The 15,439-nt window shown below is 66.4% G+C and carries 15 protein-coding genes; 1 reads left to right on the top strand and 14 read right to left on the bottom strand.

The window, feature by feature from the left end:
* Positions 1–2: 2 nt before the first annotated feature.
* The 10 genes from EIP85_RS10035 to EIP85_RS22770 form a co-directional block, all read right to left on the bottom strand.
* Positions 3–431: a tetratricopeptide repeat protein gene (locus tag EIP85_RS10035; protein WP_241559953.1), complete on the bottom strand. Its 429-nt coding sequence runs from the start codon at positions 429–431 to the stop codon at positions 3–5.
* Between the two features lie 158 nt (positions 432–589).
* On the bottom strand, positions 590–1,576 hold the full coding sequence (locus EIP85_RS10030; protein WP_127902052.1) for a type II secretion system F family protein: 987 nt from the start codon (positions 1,574–1,576) through the stop codon (positions 590–592).
* Between the two features lie 10 nt (positions 1,577–1,586).
* Positions 1,587–2,552, bottom strand: a complete 966-nt coding sequence (locus EIP85_RS10025) for a type II secretion system F family protein (protein ID WP_127902051.1) — start codon at positions 2,550–2,552, stop codon at positions 1,587–1,589.
* A gap of 11 nt (positions 2,553–2,563) precedes the next feature.
* Positions 2,564–4,027: a TadA family conjugal transfer-associated ATPase gene (locus EIP85_RS10020; RefSeq protein ID WP_127902202.1), complete on the bottom strand. Its 1,464-nt coding sequence runs from the start codon at positions 4,025–4,027 to the stop codon at positions 2,564–2,566.
* Between the two features lie 9 nt (positions 4,028–4,036).
* The gene (locus EIP85_RS10015) at positions 4,037–5,296 is read right to left on the bottom strand and encodes a CpaE/TadZ family protein (protein WP_127902050.1); all 1,260 of its coding nucleotides are present in this window, start codon (positions 5,294–5,296) and stop codon (positions 4,037–4,039) included.
* Positions 5,297–5,600: 304 nt separating this feature from the next.
* The gene (locus EIP85_RS10010) at positions 5,601–6,275 is read right to left on the bottom strand and encodes an OmpA family protein (protein WP_127902049.1); all 675 of its coding nucleotides are present in this window, start codon (positions 6,273–6,275) and stop codon (positions 5,601–5,603) included.
* A gap of 10 nt (positions 6,276–6,285) precedes the next feature.
* The gene (locus EIP85_RS10005) at positions 6,286–7,701 is read right to left on the bottom strand and encodes a type II and III secretion system protein family protein (protein WP_127902048.1); all 1,416 of its coding nucleotides are present in this window, start codon (positions 7,699–7,701) and stop codon (positions 6,286–6,288) included.
* 278 nt (positions 7,702–7,979) lie between these two features.
* A complete protein-coding gene (gene cpaB / locus EIP85_RS10000) occupies positions 7,980–8,819 on the bottom strand; it encodes a Flp pilus assembly protein CpaB (RefSeq protein ID WP_127902047.1) in 840 nt (279 codons plus the stop codon).
* Positions 8,820–9,030: 211 nt separating this feature from the next.
* Positions 9,031–9,210, bottom strand: coding sequence for a Flp family type IVb pilin (locus EIP85_RS09995; protein ID WP_127902046.1), 180 nt, complete (start codon positions 9,208–9,210; stop codon positions 9,031–9,033).
* 271 nt (positions 9,211–9,481) lie between these two features.
* On the bottom strand, positions 9,482–9,655 hold the full coding sequence (locus tag EIP85_RS22770; RefSeq protein ID WP_164871692.1) for a Flp family type IVb pilin: 174 nt from the start codon (positions 9,653–9,655) through the stop codon (positions 9,482–9,484).
* A gap of 384 nt (positions 9,656–10,039) precedes the next feature.
* Between EIP85_RS22770 and EIP85_RS09990 the strand changes: the two genes are divergently transcribed.
* On the top strand, positions 10,040–11,005 hold the full coding sequence (locus EIP85_RS09990; RefSeq protein WP_127902045.1) for a lytic transglycosylase domain-containing protein: 966 nt from the start codon (positions 10,040–10,042) through the stop codon (positions 11,003–11,005).
* 22 nt (positions 11,006–11,027) lie between these two features.
* On the opposite strand, the gene EIP85_RS09985 is transcribed toward EIP85_RS09990, so the two are convergent.
* From EIP85_RS09985 to topA, 4 genes are all read right to left on the bottom strand, one after another.
* Complete coding sequence (locus EIP85_RS09985) at positions 11,028–11,321, bottom strand: GNAT family N-acetyltransferase (RefSeq protein ID WP_241559946.1); 294 nt, start codon at positions 11,319–11,321, stop codon at positions 11,028–11,030.
* Positions 11,311–11,940, bottom strand: a complete 630-nt coding sequence (locus tag EIP85_RS09980; RefSeq protein WP_127902044.1) for a CoA transferase subunit B — start codon at positions 11,938–11,940, stop codon at positions 11,311–11,313. The genes EIP85_RS09985 and EIP85_RS09980 overlap by 11 nt, the downstream gene beginning before the upstream one ends.
* A 16-nt stretch (positions 11,941–11,956) precedes the next feature.
* The gene (locus EIP85_RS09975; RefSeq protein WP_127902043.1) at positions 11,957–12,652 is read right to left on the bottom strand and encodes a CoA transferase subunit A; all 696 of its coding nucleotides are present in this window, start codon (positions 12,650–12,652) and stop codon (positions 11,957–11,959) included.
* A gap of 163 nt (positions 12,653–12,815) precedes the next feature.
* A complete protein-coding gene (gene topA / locus EIP85_RS09970) occupies positions 12,816–15,416 on the bottom strand; it encodes a type I DNA topoisomerase (protein WP_127902042.1) in 2,601 nt (866 codons plus the stop codon).
* Between the last annotated feature and the right edge of the window lie 23 nt (positions 15,417–15,439).

Raw genomic sequence — 15,439 nt, 5'->3', positions numbered from 1 at the left:
TCTTATTTCTTGGCGCGCAGAAGATACGTACCGTCCCCCTGCGGAACCAGTTCGAAATTCGAGACCTCTCGAGGCTGAGAGTAGCTGGATTTCTGCGACAAGGCGATAGCGCGGCGCAGATTTTCGCGGATCAGGTCGGAATGGCCACTGTCGAGCGCGAAGGCGCGGCGGAAGGTCTCGCGCGCCTCGGGGTAGCTGCCCTTCTCCATCAGCAGGACGCCGAGGTTGTTTAGCGCGGGAACCGATGTCGGCTCCTTCTCCAGCGCGGCGCGGAAATCGCCCTCGGCCTGCTGCAGGCGGCCGAGCTGCATGTTGGCCGAGCCGATCGCGGTCAGCACCTCGGGGGTCAGCCCATGGTCGGCGGCGGCGCGGTAGAAGGCCTTGAGCGCGAGCTCGTTATCGCCGGCGGCCATCAGGCGGCGGCCGACCACCAGGCCATCGACCGGCTGGGTGATCCGGGGCGTGCCGGGCGGGGGCGGGAGGCCGTGATACTGCGGGCCGAGCCGGTCGGTCGACTGACAGCCCGAGAGAAGCGCCAGGACCGCGCCCGTACCTGCGATCCAGCCCAGTCCCTTCAGCCCCAGCTCCCTTACGGATGACCGCCCAGCGTCGTTGCGATCCCCATGACGGCGGGCCCGATCAGGATGATCAGCAACGGAGGCACGGTGAAGAGCATCGTGCCGAGTGTCAACTTCGTCGGCAGCTTGTTGGCCTTTTCCTCGGCCCGCATCACCCGTTTGTCACGCATTTCGGCGGAGAAGACCCGGAGCGCGTCGGCGATCGAGGTGCCGAAGCTCGCGGACTGGATCAGAACGGTGACGAAGGAGGCGATGTCGGGCACGCCGCAGCGTTCGCCCATGTCGCGCAGCACCGAGACACGGTCCTTGCCGGCCTTGACCTCATGCGCGACCATCTCGAACTCGTCGGCGAGCGCGGGGTAGCCGGCGCGGGTTTCCTGCGCCACGCGGATGATCGACTGGTCGAGCGACTGGCCGGCCTCGACGCAGACCAGCATCATGTCGAGCGCGTCGGGGAAGCCGTTGGTGATTTCCTTCTTGCGGTTCTCGATCCGGCCCTGGAGGTAGCGCTTGGGCAGGTAGTAGCCCGCCGCGCCGGGCAGCAGAGCATAGACCAGCATGGTCTGGTTGCTAAGATGCTGCGACTGGCTGAGGATCAACGTGTAGATCACGCCGCCGAACAGTGCCGCCATCCCCAACGCGAACTGGATCGCGTGGAAGGTGCGCACCGCGTCCTTGGAGCGGTAGCCGGCCTGCAGCATCTGCAGCCGCGCCGCGGACATTTCCTTTTCGTCCTTCGGCTCCAGGAAGTTGGCGAATTTCTCGAGCTTGTCGCCGCGGTCGGAGCTGCGCAGCGCCTGGCCCTTGGGCTTGCGCTTGGCCTCGGCCTCGGCCTTGAGCGAGCGCTGCAGCTTCTCCATCGGGTCGACCCGATGCTTCAGGAAGGCCGGCAGGGTGAGCAGCACGAGCAGAAGCCCCAGCCCGCCGACCGCGATCAGCGGCCCGAGCGGCCCGAGTTCCTTCACCAGAAGGGCGTTCGCCGTGTTCAAGAACTGCATGACGTCCCCCTCAGACCTTGATGTTGACCATGATGCGCATGAAGATCACGTTCGCGATCAGCAATGCGCCGACGATCAGGCAGGCCGGGATGAAGGCCGCGGTCTTCTCAACCTGATCGTAGTAATGGGGCTGGGCGATGTTGATCATCACCAGCGCGCCGAGCGGGAAGGCCGACAGGAACATGCCGGACCATTTCGCCTCTGCCGTGATCGCGCGGACGCGGCGGAACAGGCGGAAGCGGGCGCGGATGACCTTGGCGAGGCCTTCGAGGATCTCGGCGAGGTTGCCGCCCGATTGCGACTGGATCGTCACCGCCACGGCGAGGAAGCGCATGTCCTGCATGTCGACGCGCTCGGCCAGGGCCTTCAGGCTTTCGGTGACGTCGCGGCCATAGGCGGCCTCGTCCGCGATGATGCCGAATTCGGTGCCGAGCGGGTCGGGCACCTCCTTGGCCACAATGTTGATCGCCGAGGAGAACGGGTGGCCGACGCGCAGCGAGCGGACCATCAGCTCCACCGCGTCGGGGAGCTGTTCCTCGATCGCGGAGATGCGCTTCTTGGCCTTGTTGTTGACCCAGGCGTAGACGCCGCCGACGCCCATGGCGATGGCCACCACCAGCCGGATCGGGGCCGAAGCCTGGGTGCCGATGGTGAGGCCGAGATAGGCCATCACGGTCACCAGCGCCATGACCCCCATCAGCGCCTGCGGCGAGAAGGCGATGTTGGCCTTCTGCGCCTTGTCGGCGAGGATCGAATAGAGCGGGATGCCCTTGGAGTTGATGTGCTGGCTCATCTCCTTGCGGAGCTGTTCCAGGACCTCCTCGCGCCGGCCGCCCTTTTCCATCAGCGCCAGGCGCCGGTTCACGCGGGCGGAGGTGGAGATCGACTTGCCGAAGGCGACCAGGTAGATCCCCTCGACCAGCAGAAGCACGGCGACGAAGATCGCGACATAGACGAAGGGGGCGGTGCTGATCATGTTTGCGTCCCTCAGGGAATGGGATCGAAGATTTCGGCCGGCAGGACATAGCCCCACTGCTTGAACCGCTCGGAGAAGTGCGAGCGCACGCCGGTGGCGTTGAAGCGGCCGATGATCTTGCCGTTGGGTTCAAGTCCGAGGCGCTCGTAGCGGAAGATCTCCTGCATCGAGATCACCTCGCCTTCCATGCCGGTCACCTCGGTGATCGAGACCATGCGGCGCGAGCCGTCCTGCAGGCGCGAGGCCTGCACGATCAGGTTGACGGCCGAGGCGATCTGCGCGCGGACCGCCTTGATCGGCATCTCGATGCCGGACATGGAGATCATGTTTTCCAGGCGGGAGCAGGCGTCGCGGGCGGAGTTGGCGTGGATCGTGGTCATCGAGCCGTCGTGGCCGGTGTTCATGGCCTGCAGCATGTCGATCACTTCCTCGCCCCGCGTTTCGCCGACGATGATGCGGTCGGGACGCATCCGCAGAGCGTTCCGCAGGCAGTCGCGCTGTGTGACGGCGCCCTTGCCCTCGACGTTGGCCGGGCGGCTTTCCATCCGGCCGACGTGGATCTGCTGAAGCTGGAGTTCCGCCGTATCCTCGATCGTCAGGATGCGTTCGGAGTTGTCGATGAAGGACGAGAGCGCGTTGAGCGTGGTCGTCTTACCGGAACCCGTACCGCCTGAGACGATGACGTTCAGCCGGCAGGCGACGGCGGCCTGGAGATAGGCGGCCATCTCCTCGGTGAACGCGCCGAACTTGACGAGGTCGTCGATGGCGAGCTTTTCTTTCTTGAACTTCCGGATCGAGACCAGCGACCCGTCGACCGCGATCGGCGGCACCATCGCGTTGAAGCGCGAGCCGTCGGAGAGGCGGGCGTCGACATAGGGGTTCGATTCATCGACGCGGCGGCCCACGGCGGAGACGATCTTGTCGATGATCCGCAGCAAGTGGCGTTCGTCCTTGAAGGTGACGTCGCTGAGTTCCAGTCGGCCGTCGCGCTCGATGAAGATCTGCTGCGGGCCATTCACGAGGATATCGTTGATCGTGTCGTCCTTCAGGAGCGGCTCGAGCGGGCCGAGGCCCATCACCTCGTCGTAAAGCTCCTGGTTGATCGTGCTGCGGTCTTCCTTGTTCAGGACGATCGACATCTCGTCCAGCGCCTCGCCAGCGATGGCGGCGATCTCTGCCCGCAGGCTGGCCTCCGGCGCGTTTTCCAGCGCGGCGAGGTTGAGGCTGTCGAGCAGGCGCTTGTGCAGTTCCACCTTCAGGTCCTGCAGGCGCTCGCGGCGCTTGCGGTCCTTGTCGGCGGCGACCGGAACGGCCTTGGCCGTCGGCGCGGCGGGCGCGGCGACGGGCTTCGGCTTGGCTTTCGGCGGTTCCGGCGCGGCAGCGGCCACCGGGGCGGCGAGCGGCTTGGTGACCGGGGCCATGGTGGCCGGCCGCTGCGGCACGCCGTCTTCAGGCTTCTTGAAGCGCGAGAACATCGCCATCGGTTACACCTTTCCCGCTTCGGCGGCCTTGTTCAGCTCGTAGAGCGACTTGGCGAGCTTCTGCAGCTCGCGGCGCAGCGGGTTCTTGCCCGCGCTCTCGGCCAGCGGCAGGCCGTGGTCGTTGGCCTGGGTGACCTGTTTGGTGCCGTCGGGCAGGTTGACCTCGATCTTGATGTCGAGGCTTTCTGCCATGCGCTTGGCGCGGCTCTTGCCCGAGAGATCGGTGAACTTCGGCGCGCGGTTCAGCGCGTAGCGGAGCTTCTCGAAGGGCAGCTCCTCCGCCTTCAGGGCGCGGATGAAGCGCAGCGCGTTCTGGGCCGAACGCATGTCGAGCTCCAGCAGCGAGAAATAGACATGGGCCTGGTTCAGCACCGCTTCGGTCCAGGGCACGACCGTCTTCGGCATGTCGATCACGACGAAGTCGAAGTTGGTCTTGGCCATGTTCAACAGCCGGTCGACGTCTTCCGGGCTGACGATGTCGAGCGGAAGCATCTCGGACGGCGCGGTGAAGACATGCAGCTTGTCGTTGAAGGTCTGCAGCGACTGGATGAAGGCGTCGGTGTCGACGGTGGCGATGTCCGACAGCACGTCGAGGATCGCCTCGCGCCGCGGCAGGTCGAGATAGGTGCCGACGGAGCCGGACTGGAAGTCGAGGTCCATCAGGCAGACCCGCGGGCCGTCCTTCTTCGTCACCGTCGCCAGTTCCCAGGCGAGGTTCACCGCGAAGGTCGTGGCGCCGGCGCCGCCGACGAGACCGTGGACCGGCAGGACCACCCCGTCGCGGTCGCCCTTGGCCTTGAAGGTCGGGGCGGCGCGTTCCTGGCCCTCCTCGCCCTCGACGACGGCGATGGGCGCGGGGCGGCGGACCCGCTCGATCGCCTCGTGCAGGGCGCCCTCGGGCAGCGGGTAGGGGACGAAATCATCGGCGCCGAGGCGCAGCATCTGGTGCAGGACCATCGGCGAGAGTTCGTCGGCGATCAGGATCACCTTGATGCCGAGCGTCTTGGCCTGCTTGATCAGGTCGGAGATGCGCGGCAGGTCGGCCTCGTCCTTCTCGTCGACGGCGACGGCCAGGAATTCCAGCGTCGCGGCATCGGTCTGGGTCAGGAAGAGCGATGCGTCATTGAAGCTAAGATCACCCCAGCTCTCGCCGAGCTCGGCTTCCATGTCCTCGATCAGCAGGTCGAAGATCTGAACATCCCGCGAGATGGTACAGGCCCGGATCGGCGCGGGTTCCTGCTTCAGAGCAGCTACAGTCGTCATGCCTCTCGTCCTTCCTCTGATGGGTCACGACGATCGGTTCGCGGTCCGGCTTCATTGTGCCTGTTCCGGTTCCGCCCGGTCGATGCCCACGCGCGACTCGGGGTCGCGCCCTTACTCATCTGCATTGGAAGTTGTTGGAGAATGGTGGCAACAATGCGGCTAAAATTACGTTATTATCCGGCCATTTCGGGCTGTTTGGGGCGGAATTGGATCCAATTGGGAAACGCCCCGAAGGGCGTTTCACAGGTCCTGCCGGACGGTCGGAAAAGGGGTGTTCCGGGCCCGAAGCGTGCGGGCCGGAACGTTACCCGCCGGAGGGCGCCGTGGTGCCGCCGCTGGCGCCCGTCGAGCCGGTCGAGCCGGAGCTCGTGCTCGTGGCCGGGGCGGGTTCGGCCGAGGTGATGTAGGAGCGGTAGACGATCTCGGCATATTTGCCGTCGAGCACCAGCGGCGCGTTCTTCACGAAGCCCGAGACGTCGGTGATCGCGCGCCGGTTCTGGCGCTCGCGCGTCGGCACGTCGACCAGCGGCCGGGTTTTGCCGTAGGAGACGACCGCCTGCAGCCGGCTGCGGGATATCCCCTGGCCGACGAGGAAGTTGACCACCGCCTGGGCCCGGCGCAGGCCGAGGCCGTAGTTGTAATGCTCCGATCCGACCTCGTCCGTGTAGCCGTAGACGCGGAAGCGGACCTCGGGGAAGCGCTTGATCCAGGCGGCCTGCTTGCGAAGGATCTCCTGCGCCTGGCCGTCGAGGTAATGGCTGTCGAAGGCGAAGTTCACCGTGTCCGGCACCTGCGAGGCGAAGCGCTTCGACAGGTCGATAACGTAGTTGAGCTGCCCGGTCTCGACCGCGAGGTTGTTCGCCGTCGGCCCGCCGAAGTCGCCCTCGTTCACCGAGGCTCCGACGGTGTCATTCATACAGCCGGCCAGCCCGATGAGGCTGACGCCGACCAGTATCGCCTTGAGATGTCCACGCGCCATGATCGCCCCCTCAGTTCATCGAGTAGCCGTAGGGGCCGCTGAAGTCCTGCTTCGCGACCTCGCCGGCACGGCCCGAGGGCTTCTTGCCGACCACATTGCCGTAGAGGAACATGCCGCGCTCGCTGGGCAGCGTGATCCGGTCTGTCGGCTGCTCCAGCGCCACGCCGTTGGTGGGCGAGACGAGATGCGGGGTGACGATGATCACCAGCTCGCTCTGCTGACGCTGGAAGTCGGCGCTGCGGAAGAGCGCGCCAAGCACCGGGATATCGCCGAGCCAGGGCACCTGACTGATCGAGTTGTTGAAGTTGTCCTGCAGCAGGCCCGCGATGGCGAAGCTCTGCCCGTCATGCATCTCGACCGTGGTCGAGGTCTGCCGGGTCTTGAAGGCGTTGATGGTGAAGCCGTTGTTGTTGTAGCTCACCGTCGTGTCGATGCCGGAGACCTCGGCGTTGATCTGCAGGTTGATGGTGTTGTTGTCGACCACCGTGGGGGTGAAATTCAGCGACACGCCGAAGGGCTTGTACTGCACCGTCACGTTGCCGTTGGAGTCCACCACCGGGATCGGGTATTCGCCGCCGGCGAGGAACTTCGCCTGCTGGCCGGAAAGCGCGGTCAGGTTCGGTTCCGCCAGCGTGCGCACGACGCCCTTCGATTCCAGCGCCTCCAGCAGCACCGCGAATTGCAGGCTGCCGGCGGAGAAGCCAAGCGTGATCTGGCCCTGGGTCGAGTTGGCGATGTTGGCGTTGCCGCCGTTGAAGACGTTGGAGATCGCCGAGCCGGTCTTGAACTGGTTGGTGCCGCCCTTCAGGCCGACGCCGCCGCCGGTGCCGCCGTTGATGGCGAGGCTCGACGACAGGCTTTTCTCGACCGAGCGCTGCATCTCGGTGAAGCGGACCTGCAGCATCACCTGCTGGGTGCCGCCGACCGTCATCAGGTTCGAGACGCGCTTGGGCGCGTAGCGCTTGGCCAGCTCCAGCGCGCGGTCGAGCTTCTGCGTGCTCGAGACTGTGCCAGAGAGCACGATGCCGTCGTTCGCGGTGCGCACGTCGATATGCTCGTTCGGCAGGATTTCCTTGAGGCGCTGCTTCAGCTCGGCAATGTCCGGGGTCACCCGGACCTCGACGTTGGTGATCAGCTTGCCATCGGGGCCCAGCAGCGTCAGCGTCGTCCGTCCCGGCGCCTTGCCGAGGACGTAGATCGTCTTGTCGGAGAGGGTCGAGATGTCGGCGATGCCCGGGTTGGCCACCGAAAGCTCGGAGAAGGAGGTGTCGCTTTTCAGCACCACCGCGCGGTTCATCGGCACGTTGAGGGCGTTGGAAGGCGCCCCCGCCTCGACCGTGAGCGTGTCGGCACCGGCATGACCAAGGGCGGCGATCGCCAGCGTGGCGCCGATCAAACCTGCCCGGAAGATTTTCTGCATACTCATGTGACCTGCCTCTCCGATCACGCCTCGTTGCGGGTCTTCGCGCCCGGATTGCGAGTTAATGTGCTTGAAAGGACGTTTTTTTGCAAGAATCAAACCGTTGTCAGGCTTCCCTTATGTGGATAACCGGCAACAGGCGGGCAGGGATGGATGCCACGCCGGGGCAGCCCCCAAGATGCTGTGCCGCCTCAGCCCATTGCGCGGCCACGCGACTACCCTGAAACGAAACGGCGCCCCGGCCGGATCCGGCGGGGCGCCTGTCGCGAGGATCTGGGGCCGGGTCAGTCGGTGCAGGGGATCGGCACTTCGACGACCTTGGAGCCGGTGCGCTGCTTGACGGTGCAGACCTTCTTCTTCTGCTGCACTGGCGCGGGCGTCGAGGCGGTGATGCCGAGGAGGCTGTTCTGGTTCACCTCCACCGCGCTCGCCACGGTCTGGTCCTGGGTGCCGACCAGCGAGAGCGCCAGCCGCCCGGTGGCCTGGGCCTGGGCGAGGGTTGCGACCTGCTGCGGCGTCGCCTCCACCGTCACGGTGCGGGCGATCATCGTCGAGGCCGTCGCCGAGGCGTTGGCGTTCTGGTCGATGGCGATGATCCTCATACCCGGGTCGATCAGGCGGGTGATGTCGGAATTCGCTTCGGGGCTGTGGCCGGTCCAGTAGACGTCGACGTGATCGTCGGGCTTAAGGAAGCCGGAAACGCCGGTGGCGACGTCGACCTTGATGGCGAAGGCGCGCATGCCCGGCCCAAGGCGCGAGGTGATGCCGGCGTCCTGGCCGGGCGCGGTCACCGCGGCGTTCAGGATCGGCTCGAACCTGTCCATTTCGCGCAGCACGATGCGCTGCTTGTTGTCGCCGGCCGGGAACAGCGCCTTGGCCTGGGTGAATACGGAGGCGGGGACCGCGTCCTTCGGCCAGGCGATCTCGCGCACGTCCTGCTTGGTCAGCACGTCGCCATACTTCAGCTTCTTGGAGGCGACATAGACCATGACCGTGGGCGTGATATGGGCCCTGGCGCGGGCCAGCTCGACCGCGTTCTGGTTGAGGATCCCGCGCGCCATGTAGACTGCGAAGCCCGCCAGCGCGACGCCGATGATGAGAACCAGACCGAATACAGCACGCATCTCGTCTTCCTTTCGCGACCGTCTCTTTGCTGCCCCTGGCCGTGATGCGGTTGCGGGCAATGTAGGATTATCGCGGGGATTGTGGCCAATTCATGGACAAGCCGCGATCTAATGGTGATACCGGAGTGCCCTTTTCGAGGCCACTCCGAGGGGGCGCCGCGGGCGCGGATCGGCCACGGAAGGGCCGGGCGTCGCGTAGCGGCGGAAGCTCTTACGGGACGATCTTGACGGAGGAGATCACTCCGCCGATCTGGGTGGCGAGGTTCACCGGCGCGTAGCCGAGAATGTAGAACACCAAGCCGCAGAGCGAGCAAATCAGGGCGGTCAGGACGACCCAATCCACCGTGACGGCACCGTCATCATCGCGAAGAAAGCTGGCGAGTTTCCTCATCTCAGGGTCCTTTCAGCCTCAACCCTTCAGGGGGCAATGGGGCGGAGAAGCGACGTGTGATCCCTGGTCGCGCGTAAGATAGCGATCGAAGCGGACCAGATTGGTGCACCAGACGTCTGCCGCGCGATTGTTTCCAAATCGTGGCCGAGCTATCGGGCAGGTCCCGGATCGAGCCGGAGGTCTTCTAAGGATCGGGCGGCCGCATCCGCAGGGATGCGGCCGCCTGTAACTTCCACCGGAAGCGCCTGGCGCGGGCCCGGCGGACGGGCGATCACTTGCTCATCGAGGTGACGATGTTCGACGCGAGGCTGGTGACGCCCGGCTTGATGATGCCCATCACCACGATGCCAAGGCCGACGACCGCGGCGGTCAGCACGACCCAGTCAACGGTCACGGCGCCGTCTTCACTCTTGCGGAAACGCTTGATCAGGTTCTTGAGTTTCATGTCCATGTTCCTTCGTTTGGTCGACGTTTCGGTTTTGCCGTTTCCGTTCGACCGACCCTGGGGTTCGCGTCGACTTCCGTCTCGGCATGAGGACATATGGCCTGCGAATCGTGGCGGGACTTGGGCGAGCCGCGTACATTTTCGGGCAATCAAATAATAAGTTTCGGCCGGATTTTCTCGATTCAGTATTTTTAAAATATTGATTTTTAAGAAAAAAGTTAGGATCCGTGGTTTTGGCAGCGCGAAAGGACGCATGCGCAGGCGCATCACAGGTGTTGCGATTCGGATGGTGGATTTCTCCCGCCTGGAAGAAGGATTGGAAAATTCGGCGGGATTCTGAGATGAAGGGGAAAGACCTCCGAAGAGGCAGAGCAGGTGCCCCGAATGAGTGATCCGACCCGAGATCGCGGCCGCCGCGGCGGCAGGGCCGCACCCTGCAGCGCAGGAGGCCGGGGGGCTTGGCCCGGCGCGGCTGGCCGGGGGGTGGTGCTGGCGCTGGCCGCGGGGCTCTTTCTCGCGCCAGGGGCGGGGGCGCCCGCCGCAGCCGGGTTCACCTTCCGCATGGTCAAGCCGCCGGCGCCGGGCACGAAGAAGTTCATCACCGTTCAGATCGACCCGGCCGAGCAGGCTAAGGAGCTGGCCGCGCTGCCGCCCGTGCCGCAGGTCGTCACCCCTGCGCCGGCTCCGCCGCCGGCGGGGACGGGCGTGGCGGGTCCCATGCGATATGCCTGGTTCTGGAAACAGATCTCTCCCGCGCTCGGCGCCGGAGCGGGCCGGTTCACCGCCGCGCTGCAGGCCCTGACCCAGGGGCCGGAGGGGCAGAACGTCGCCACCCCGCGCCTGGCCGACGTGCAGGGGCTGGCCACGCGCTATGGCCGCGACATCCTGGCCGCGACCGTGGGCACGCGGGTCTCGCCCGCGCTGGTGCTCGCGGTGATGGCGGTGGAGAGCGACGGCAACCCGAAGGCCGTCAGCCCGCTCGGCGCGCAGGGGCTGATGCAGCTGATGCCGGCCACCGCCAAGCGCTTCGACGTGACGAACGTCTTCAGCGCGGATCAGAACATCAAGGGCGGGGTCGCCTATCTCAACTGGCTGATGAAGAAGTTTCACGCAGACCCGCTGATGGTGCTGGCGGGCTACAATGCGGGCGAGCAGGCGGTGATCTCGGCCGGCGGCGTGCCCACCTATGCCGAGACGCGGGACTACGTGCCGAAGGTGCTGGCGGCCTGGACGGTGACGCAGGGCCTTTGCCTGACGCCGCCGGAGCTGGTCAGCGACGGCTGTGTCTTCCGCACCATCGCCGCCGGGGGCGAGGCGACGGCGGACATTCAGACCGCCGTCACCCAGTGATCCGGGCGATGATCCCGGCCGATCACACCGAGAAGGCGTCCGCCCATTCGGGGTGACGCTTGCGCATCGCGTTCACGAAGGGGCAGAGCGGCATCACCTTGAAGCCCTCGGCCCTGGCATCGGCCACCAGCCGTTCCACCAGCGCGCGGCCCGCGCCGGTACCGCGGAAGCTGTCGGGAACGTCGGTATGATCGGCGATCACCAGGGTCGGTGAGGCGATGGAGAAGGTCAGCTCGGCCTCCTCCCCGCCCTGCCGGAGGACGTAGCGGCCCTTGGAGCCGCTGATCGTCTCGCGGATGATCCCGTCAGTCGACAATCGTCGCCTCGGTCGCGGCGCGGAGCTCGGCCTCGCTCACCCCCTCGGCGCATTCGACGATCCTCAGCCCGCCCTCGACCACGTCGAGCACCCCGAGATTGGTGATAATGCGGTCGACCACGCCGGTGCCGGTGAGCGGCAGCGTGCAGGCCTTGAGTACCTTCGTCTCGCCATGCTTGTTGGTGTGGTCCATCACCACGATCACCCGGCCGACACCGGCGACGAGGTCCATCGCCCCGCCCATGCCCTTGACCAGCTTGCCCGGGATCATCCAGTTCGCGAGGTCGCCGTTCTCGGCCACTTCCATCGCGCCGAGGATCGCCATGGCGATCTTGCCGCCGCGGATCATCGCGAAGCTGGTGGCGCTGTCGAAATAGGCGGTCTGCGGCAGCTCGGTGATGGTCTGCTTGCCGGCGTTGATCAGGTCGGCGTCTTCCTTGCCGGCGATCGGGAAGGGGCCCATGCCGAGCATCCCGTTCTCCGACTGCAGCGTGACGCTGACGCCGTCGGGGATGTAGTTCGACACCAGCGTCGGGATGCCGATGCCGAGGTTGACATACATCCCGTCTTCCAGTTCCTGCGCGGCCCGCGCGGCCATCTGGTTTCGGTTCCAAGCCATATCTCTACACTCCCCCTCAGGCCGCCTGGACGGTGCGGTTCTCGATCCGCTTTTCGTGCTCGCCCTGGATCAGGCGGTGGACGTAGATGCCCGGCAGGTGAATCTTGTCGGGGTCGAGCGAGCCGAGCGGCACGATCTCTTCCACCTCGGCGACGCAGACGCGGCCGCAGGTCGCGGCGGGCACGTTGAAGTTGCGCGCGGTCTTGCGGAAGACGAGGTTGCCAGAGGGGTCGGCCTTCCAGGCCTTGACGATGGCGAGGTCGGCGACGAGGCCGCGTTCGAGGATGTAGGACCTGCCGTCGAACTCCTTCACCTCCTTGCCCTCGGCGATGACGGTGCCGTAGCCGGTGGCGGTGTAGAAGCCCGGGATCCCGGCTCCGCCGGCGCGCATCCGTTCGGCCAGCGTGCCCTGCGGGTTGAACTCGAGCTCCAGCTCGCCCGACAGGTACTGGCGCATGAATTCCGCGTTCTCGCCGACGTAGGAGGAGATCATCTTCCTGATCTGGCGGGTCTGCAGCAGCAGGCCGAGCCCGAAATCGTCCACGCCCGCGTTGTTCGAGGCGACCGTGAGGTCCTTGGTGCCGGCATCGCGGATCGCCGCGATCAGCAGTTCCGGAATGCCGCAGAGGCCGAAGCCGCCGGCGGCAATCGTCATTCCGTCGCTCAGCACGCCCTGAAGCGCGGCGGCGGCGTCTGGATAGACCTTTTTCATCAAGCTCTCCCGCAAATTCTCCGCTGCCGGTTTAGGCAGGGCGCGGGCGAGGTGTCAATCGCCGCGCCGCGGCGCAGGCGAGAGGGGCCGGTATGAACGGCGGCGGCGCGATAGATTGCGCCGCCGCGGGAGTATCCGGACCAGGAAGATGGGCCGGGCCCGTTCAGTCGCCCGAAGCGGCCTTTTTCGTCTTCGCGGCCGTTTTCGTGGCTGTTTTCGCCTTCGGCTTCGCCGCGGCCTTGGCCTTCGGCTTGGCGGCCGGTTTCCTGGCCGCGGCCTTCTTCGTGCCCTTGCCGCCCTTCGAGGCCTTGGCGGCGATCAGGGCCAGCGCCTCTTCGAGGGTGACCGTCTCCGGCTCCGTGCCCTTCGGCAGGGTGGCGTTGATCTTTTCCCATTTCACGTAGGGGCCGTAGCGGCCGGCCATCACCTGCACCGGGCCGCCGTCGGGATGGGCGCCGAGCTCGCGCAGGGGGGCCGCCGCCGCCGGACGTCCGCCGCGGGTCTTCTTCTGGGCCAGCACCTCCACCGCGCGGTTCATGCCGATGGTGAAGACCTCCTCCACATCCGGCAGGTTGGCGTAGGTGGCGTTGTGCTTCACGTAGGGCCCGTAGCGGCCGATGCCGGCCTCGACCGGGGCGCTGTCCTCGGGGTGGGCGCCGATCAGGCGCGGGAGCGCCAGAAGCTCCAGCGCGCGCTCCAGCGTCAGGTCCTCGGGCGGCCAGGTCTTCGGCAGGCTGGCGCGGTCGGGCTTGGGCTGCGCCTCGGTCGGCTCTCCGCGCTGGACATAGGGGCCAAAGCGGCCGGTGCGCAGCGAGATGTCGTTGCCCGCCGCATCCTGGCCGAGGATCTTGCCGTCGAGCGCCGCCGCCTCGCCGTTCGGGGCGGAGAGCGGGCGGGTGTAGCGGCATTCGGGATAGTTCGTGCAGCCAATGAAGGCGCCGCCGGAGCGGGCCGTCTTCAGGTTCAGCCGGCCCTTGCCGCAGGTCGGGCAGATGCGCGGATCCGACCCGTCCGGGCGGGGCGGGTAGAGATGGGGGGCGAGGACCTCGTCGATCTTCTCCAGCACCTCGCCGATGCGGAGGTCGGCCGTCTCGGCGATCGCGGCCGAGAAATCGCGCCAGAAGCGGGCAAGCACGTCCTTCCAGGCGCGGTCGCCGGCGGAGATGTCATCAAGCTCCTCCTCCAGCTCGGCGGTGAAGTCGTAGCCGACGTAGCGGCGGAAGTAGTTGGACAGGAAGGCGGTGACGAGGCGGCCCTTGTCCTCCGGGATCAGGCGGTTCTTGTCCTTGCGGACATATTCGCGGTCCTGGATCGTGGTGATGATCGAGGCATAGGTGGAAGGCCGGCCGATGCCGAGCTCTTCCATCCGCTTCACCAGCGTCGCCTCGGTGTAGCGCGGCGGGGGCTGGGTGAAGTGCTGCTCCGGCGTGACGGATTTCTTTTCCGCCGGCTCGCCCTGCATGATCTGCGGCAGGCGGGCGCTGTCCTCGCCCTCGTCATCGTCGCGGCCCTCGTCGTAGACGGCGAGGAAGCCGTCGAACAGGACGACCTGGCCGGTCGCGCGCAGCTCGACGTTGCCGTCGGCGCTTGCGATGTCGACGGTGGTGCGTTCCAGCCGCGAGGCGGCCATCTGGCTGGCGATGGTGCGCTTCCAGATCAGCTCGTAAAGCCGGCGCTGGTCGGCGTCGGAGATGCGCAGCTTGTCGGGCCCGGCGGACATGTCCGTCGGCCGGATGCACTCGTGGGCTTCCTGCGCGTTCTTGGCCTTGTTCTTGTACATCCGCGGGCTGTCGGGGATGTATTTCGCCCCGAAGCGGCGGCCGATCTCTTCGCGGGCGGCCATCACGGCCTCGGGCGCCATGTCGATGCCGTCGGTCCGCATGTAGGTGATATGGCCGGCCTCGTAGAGGCGCTGGGCGGCGGACATGCAGGCCCGCGCGCCGAGGCCGAGCTTGCGGCTGGCCTCCTGCTGCAGGGTCGAGGTCATGAACGGCGGGTAGGGGTTGCGGGAGGCGGGCTTGGCCTCGACCGACTTGACCGACAGGGCGCGCGAGGTGATGGCTTGGACGGCGAGCTCGGCCGCCTCGGCCGTCGCGATGTCGAAGCGCTCGAGCTTCTTGCCGCCGAGGACGGTCAGGCGGGCCTCGTACCCCTGCCCGCGGGGCGTGGCGAGCTGGGCGGCGATGGTCCAGTATTCACGGGGCTTGAAGGCCTCGATCTCCATCTCGCGCTCCACGATGAGGCGGAGGCAGACGGATTGCACCCGCCCGGCCGAGCGCGCGCCGGGCAGCTTGCGCCAGAGCACCGGCGAGAGATTGAAGCCGACGAGGTAATCCAGTGCGCGGCGGGCGAGATAGGCGTCGACCAGCGCGGTATCGACCTCGCGCGGGGCGGCCATGGCCGAGGTGACGGCGGATTTGGTGATCGCGTTGAAGGTGACGCGGGAGACCTTCGTGTCCTTCTTGATCGATTTCGCCAGCGCCTCCTTGAGGTGCCAGGAGATCGCCTCGCCCTCGCGATCGGGGTCGGTGGCGAGGATCAGATTGTTGTCGGATTTCAGCGCTTCGGCGATGGCGCGGACGTGTTTCTTGCTGTCGGCGGCGACTTCCCATTTCATCGAAAAATCGTGTTCGGTGTCGACCGAACCATCCTTCGGGGGCAGGTCGCGGACATGGCCGTAGGAGGCGAGAACCGTATAGTCCGGGCCGAGATATTTGTTGATTGTCTTGGCCTTGGCCGGTGACTCGACGACGACGACTGGCATGAATTCCCCTTACGGCACGGCTG

Origin of the sequence: Solirhodobacter olei (assembly GCF_004010155.1) — a bacterium.
In the GTDB taxonomy this organism is placed as follows: domain Bacteria; phylum Pseudomonadota; class Alphaproteobacteria; order Rhodobacterales; family Rhodobacteraceae; genus Solirhodobacter; species Solirhodobacter olei.
Note: the sequence above shows the minus strand (reverse complement) of the source record. Positions and strands in the feature narration are given on the sequence as shown.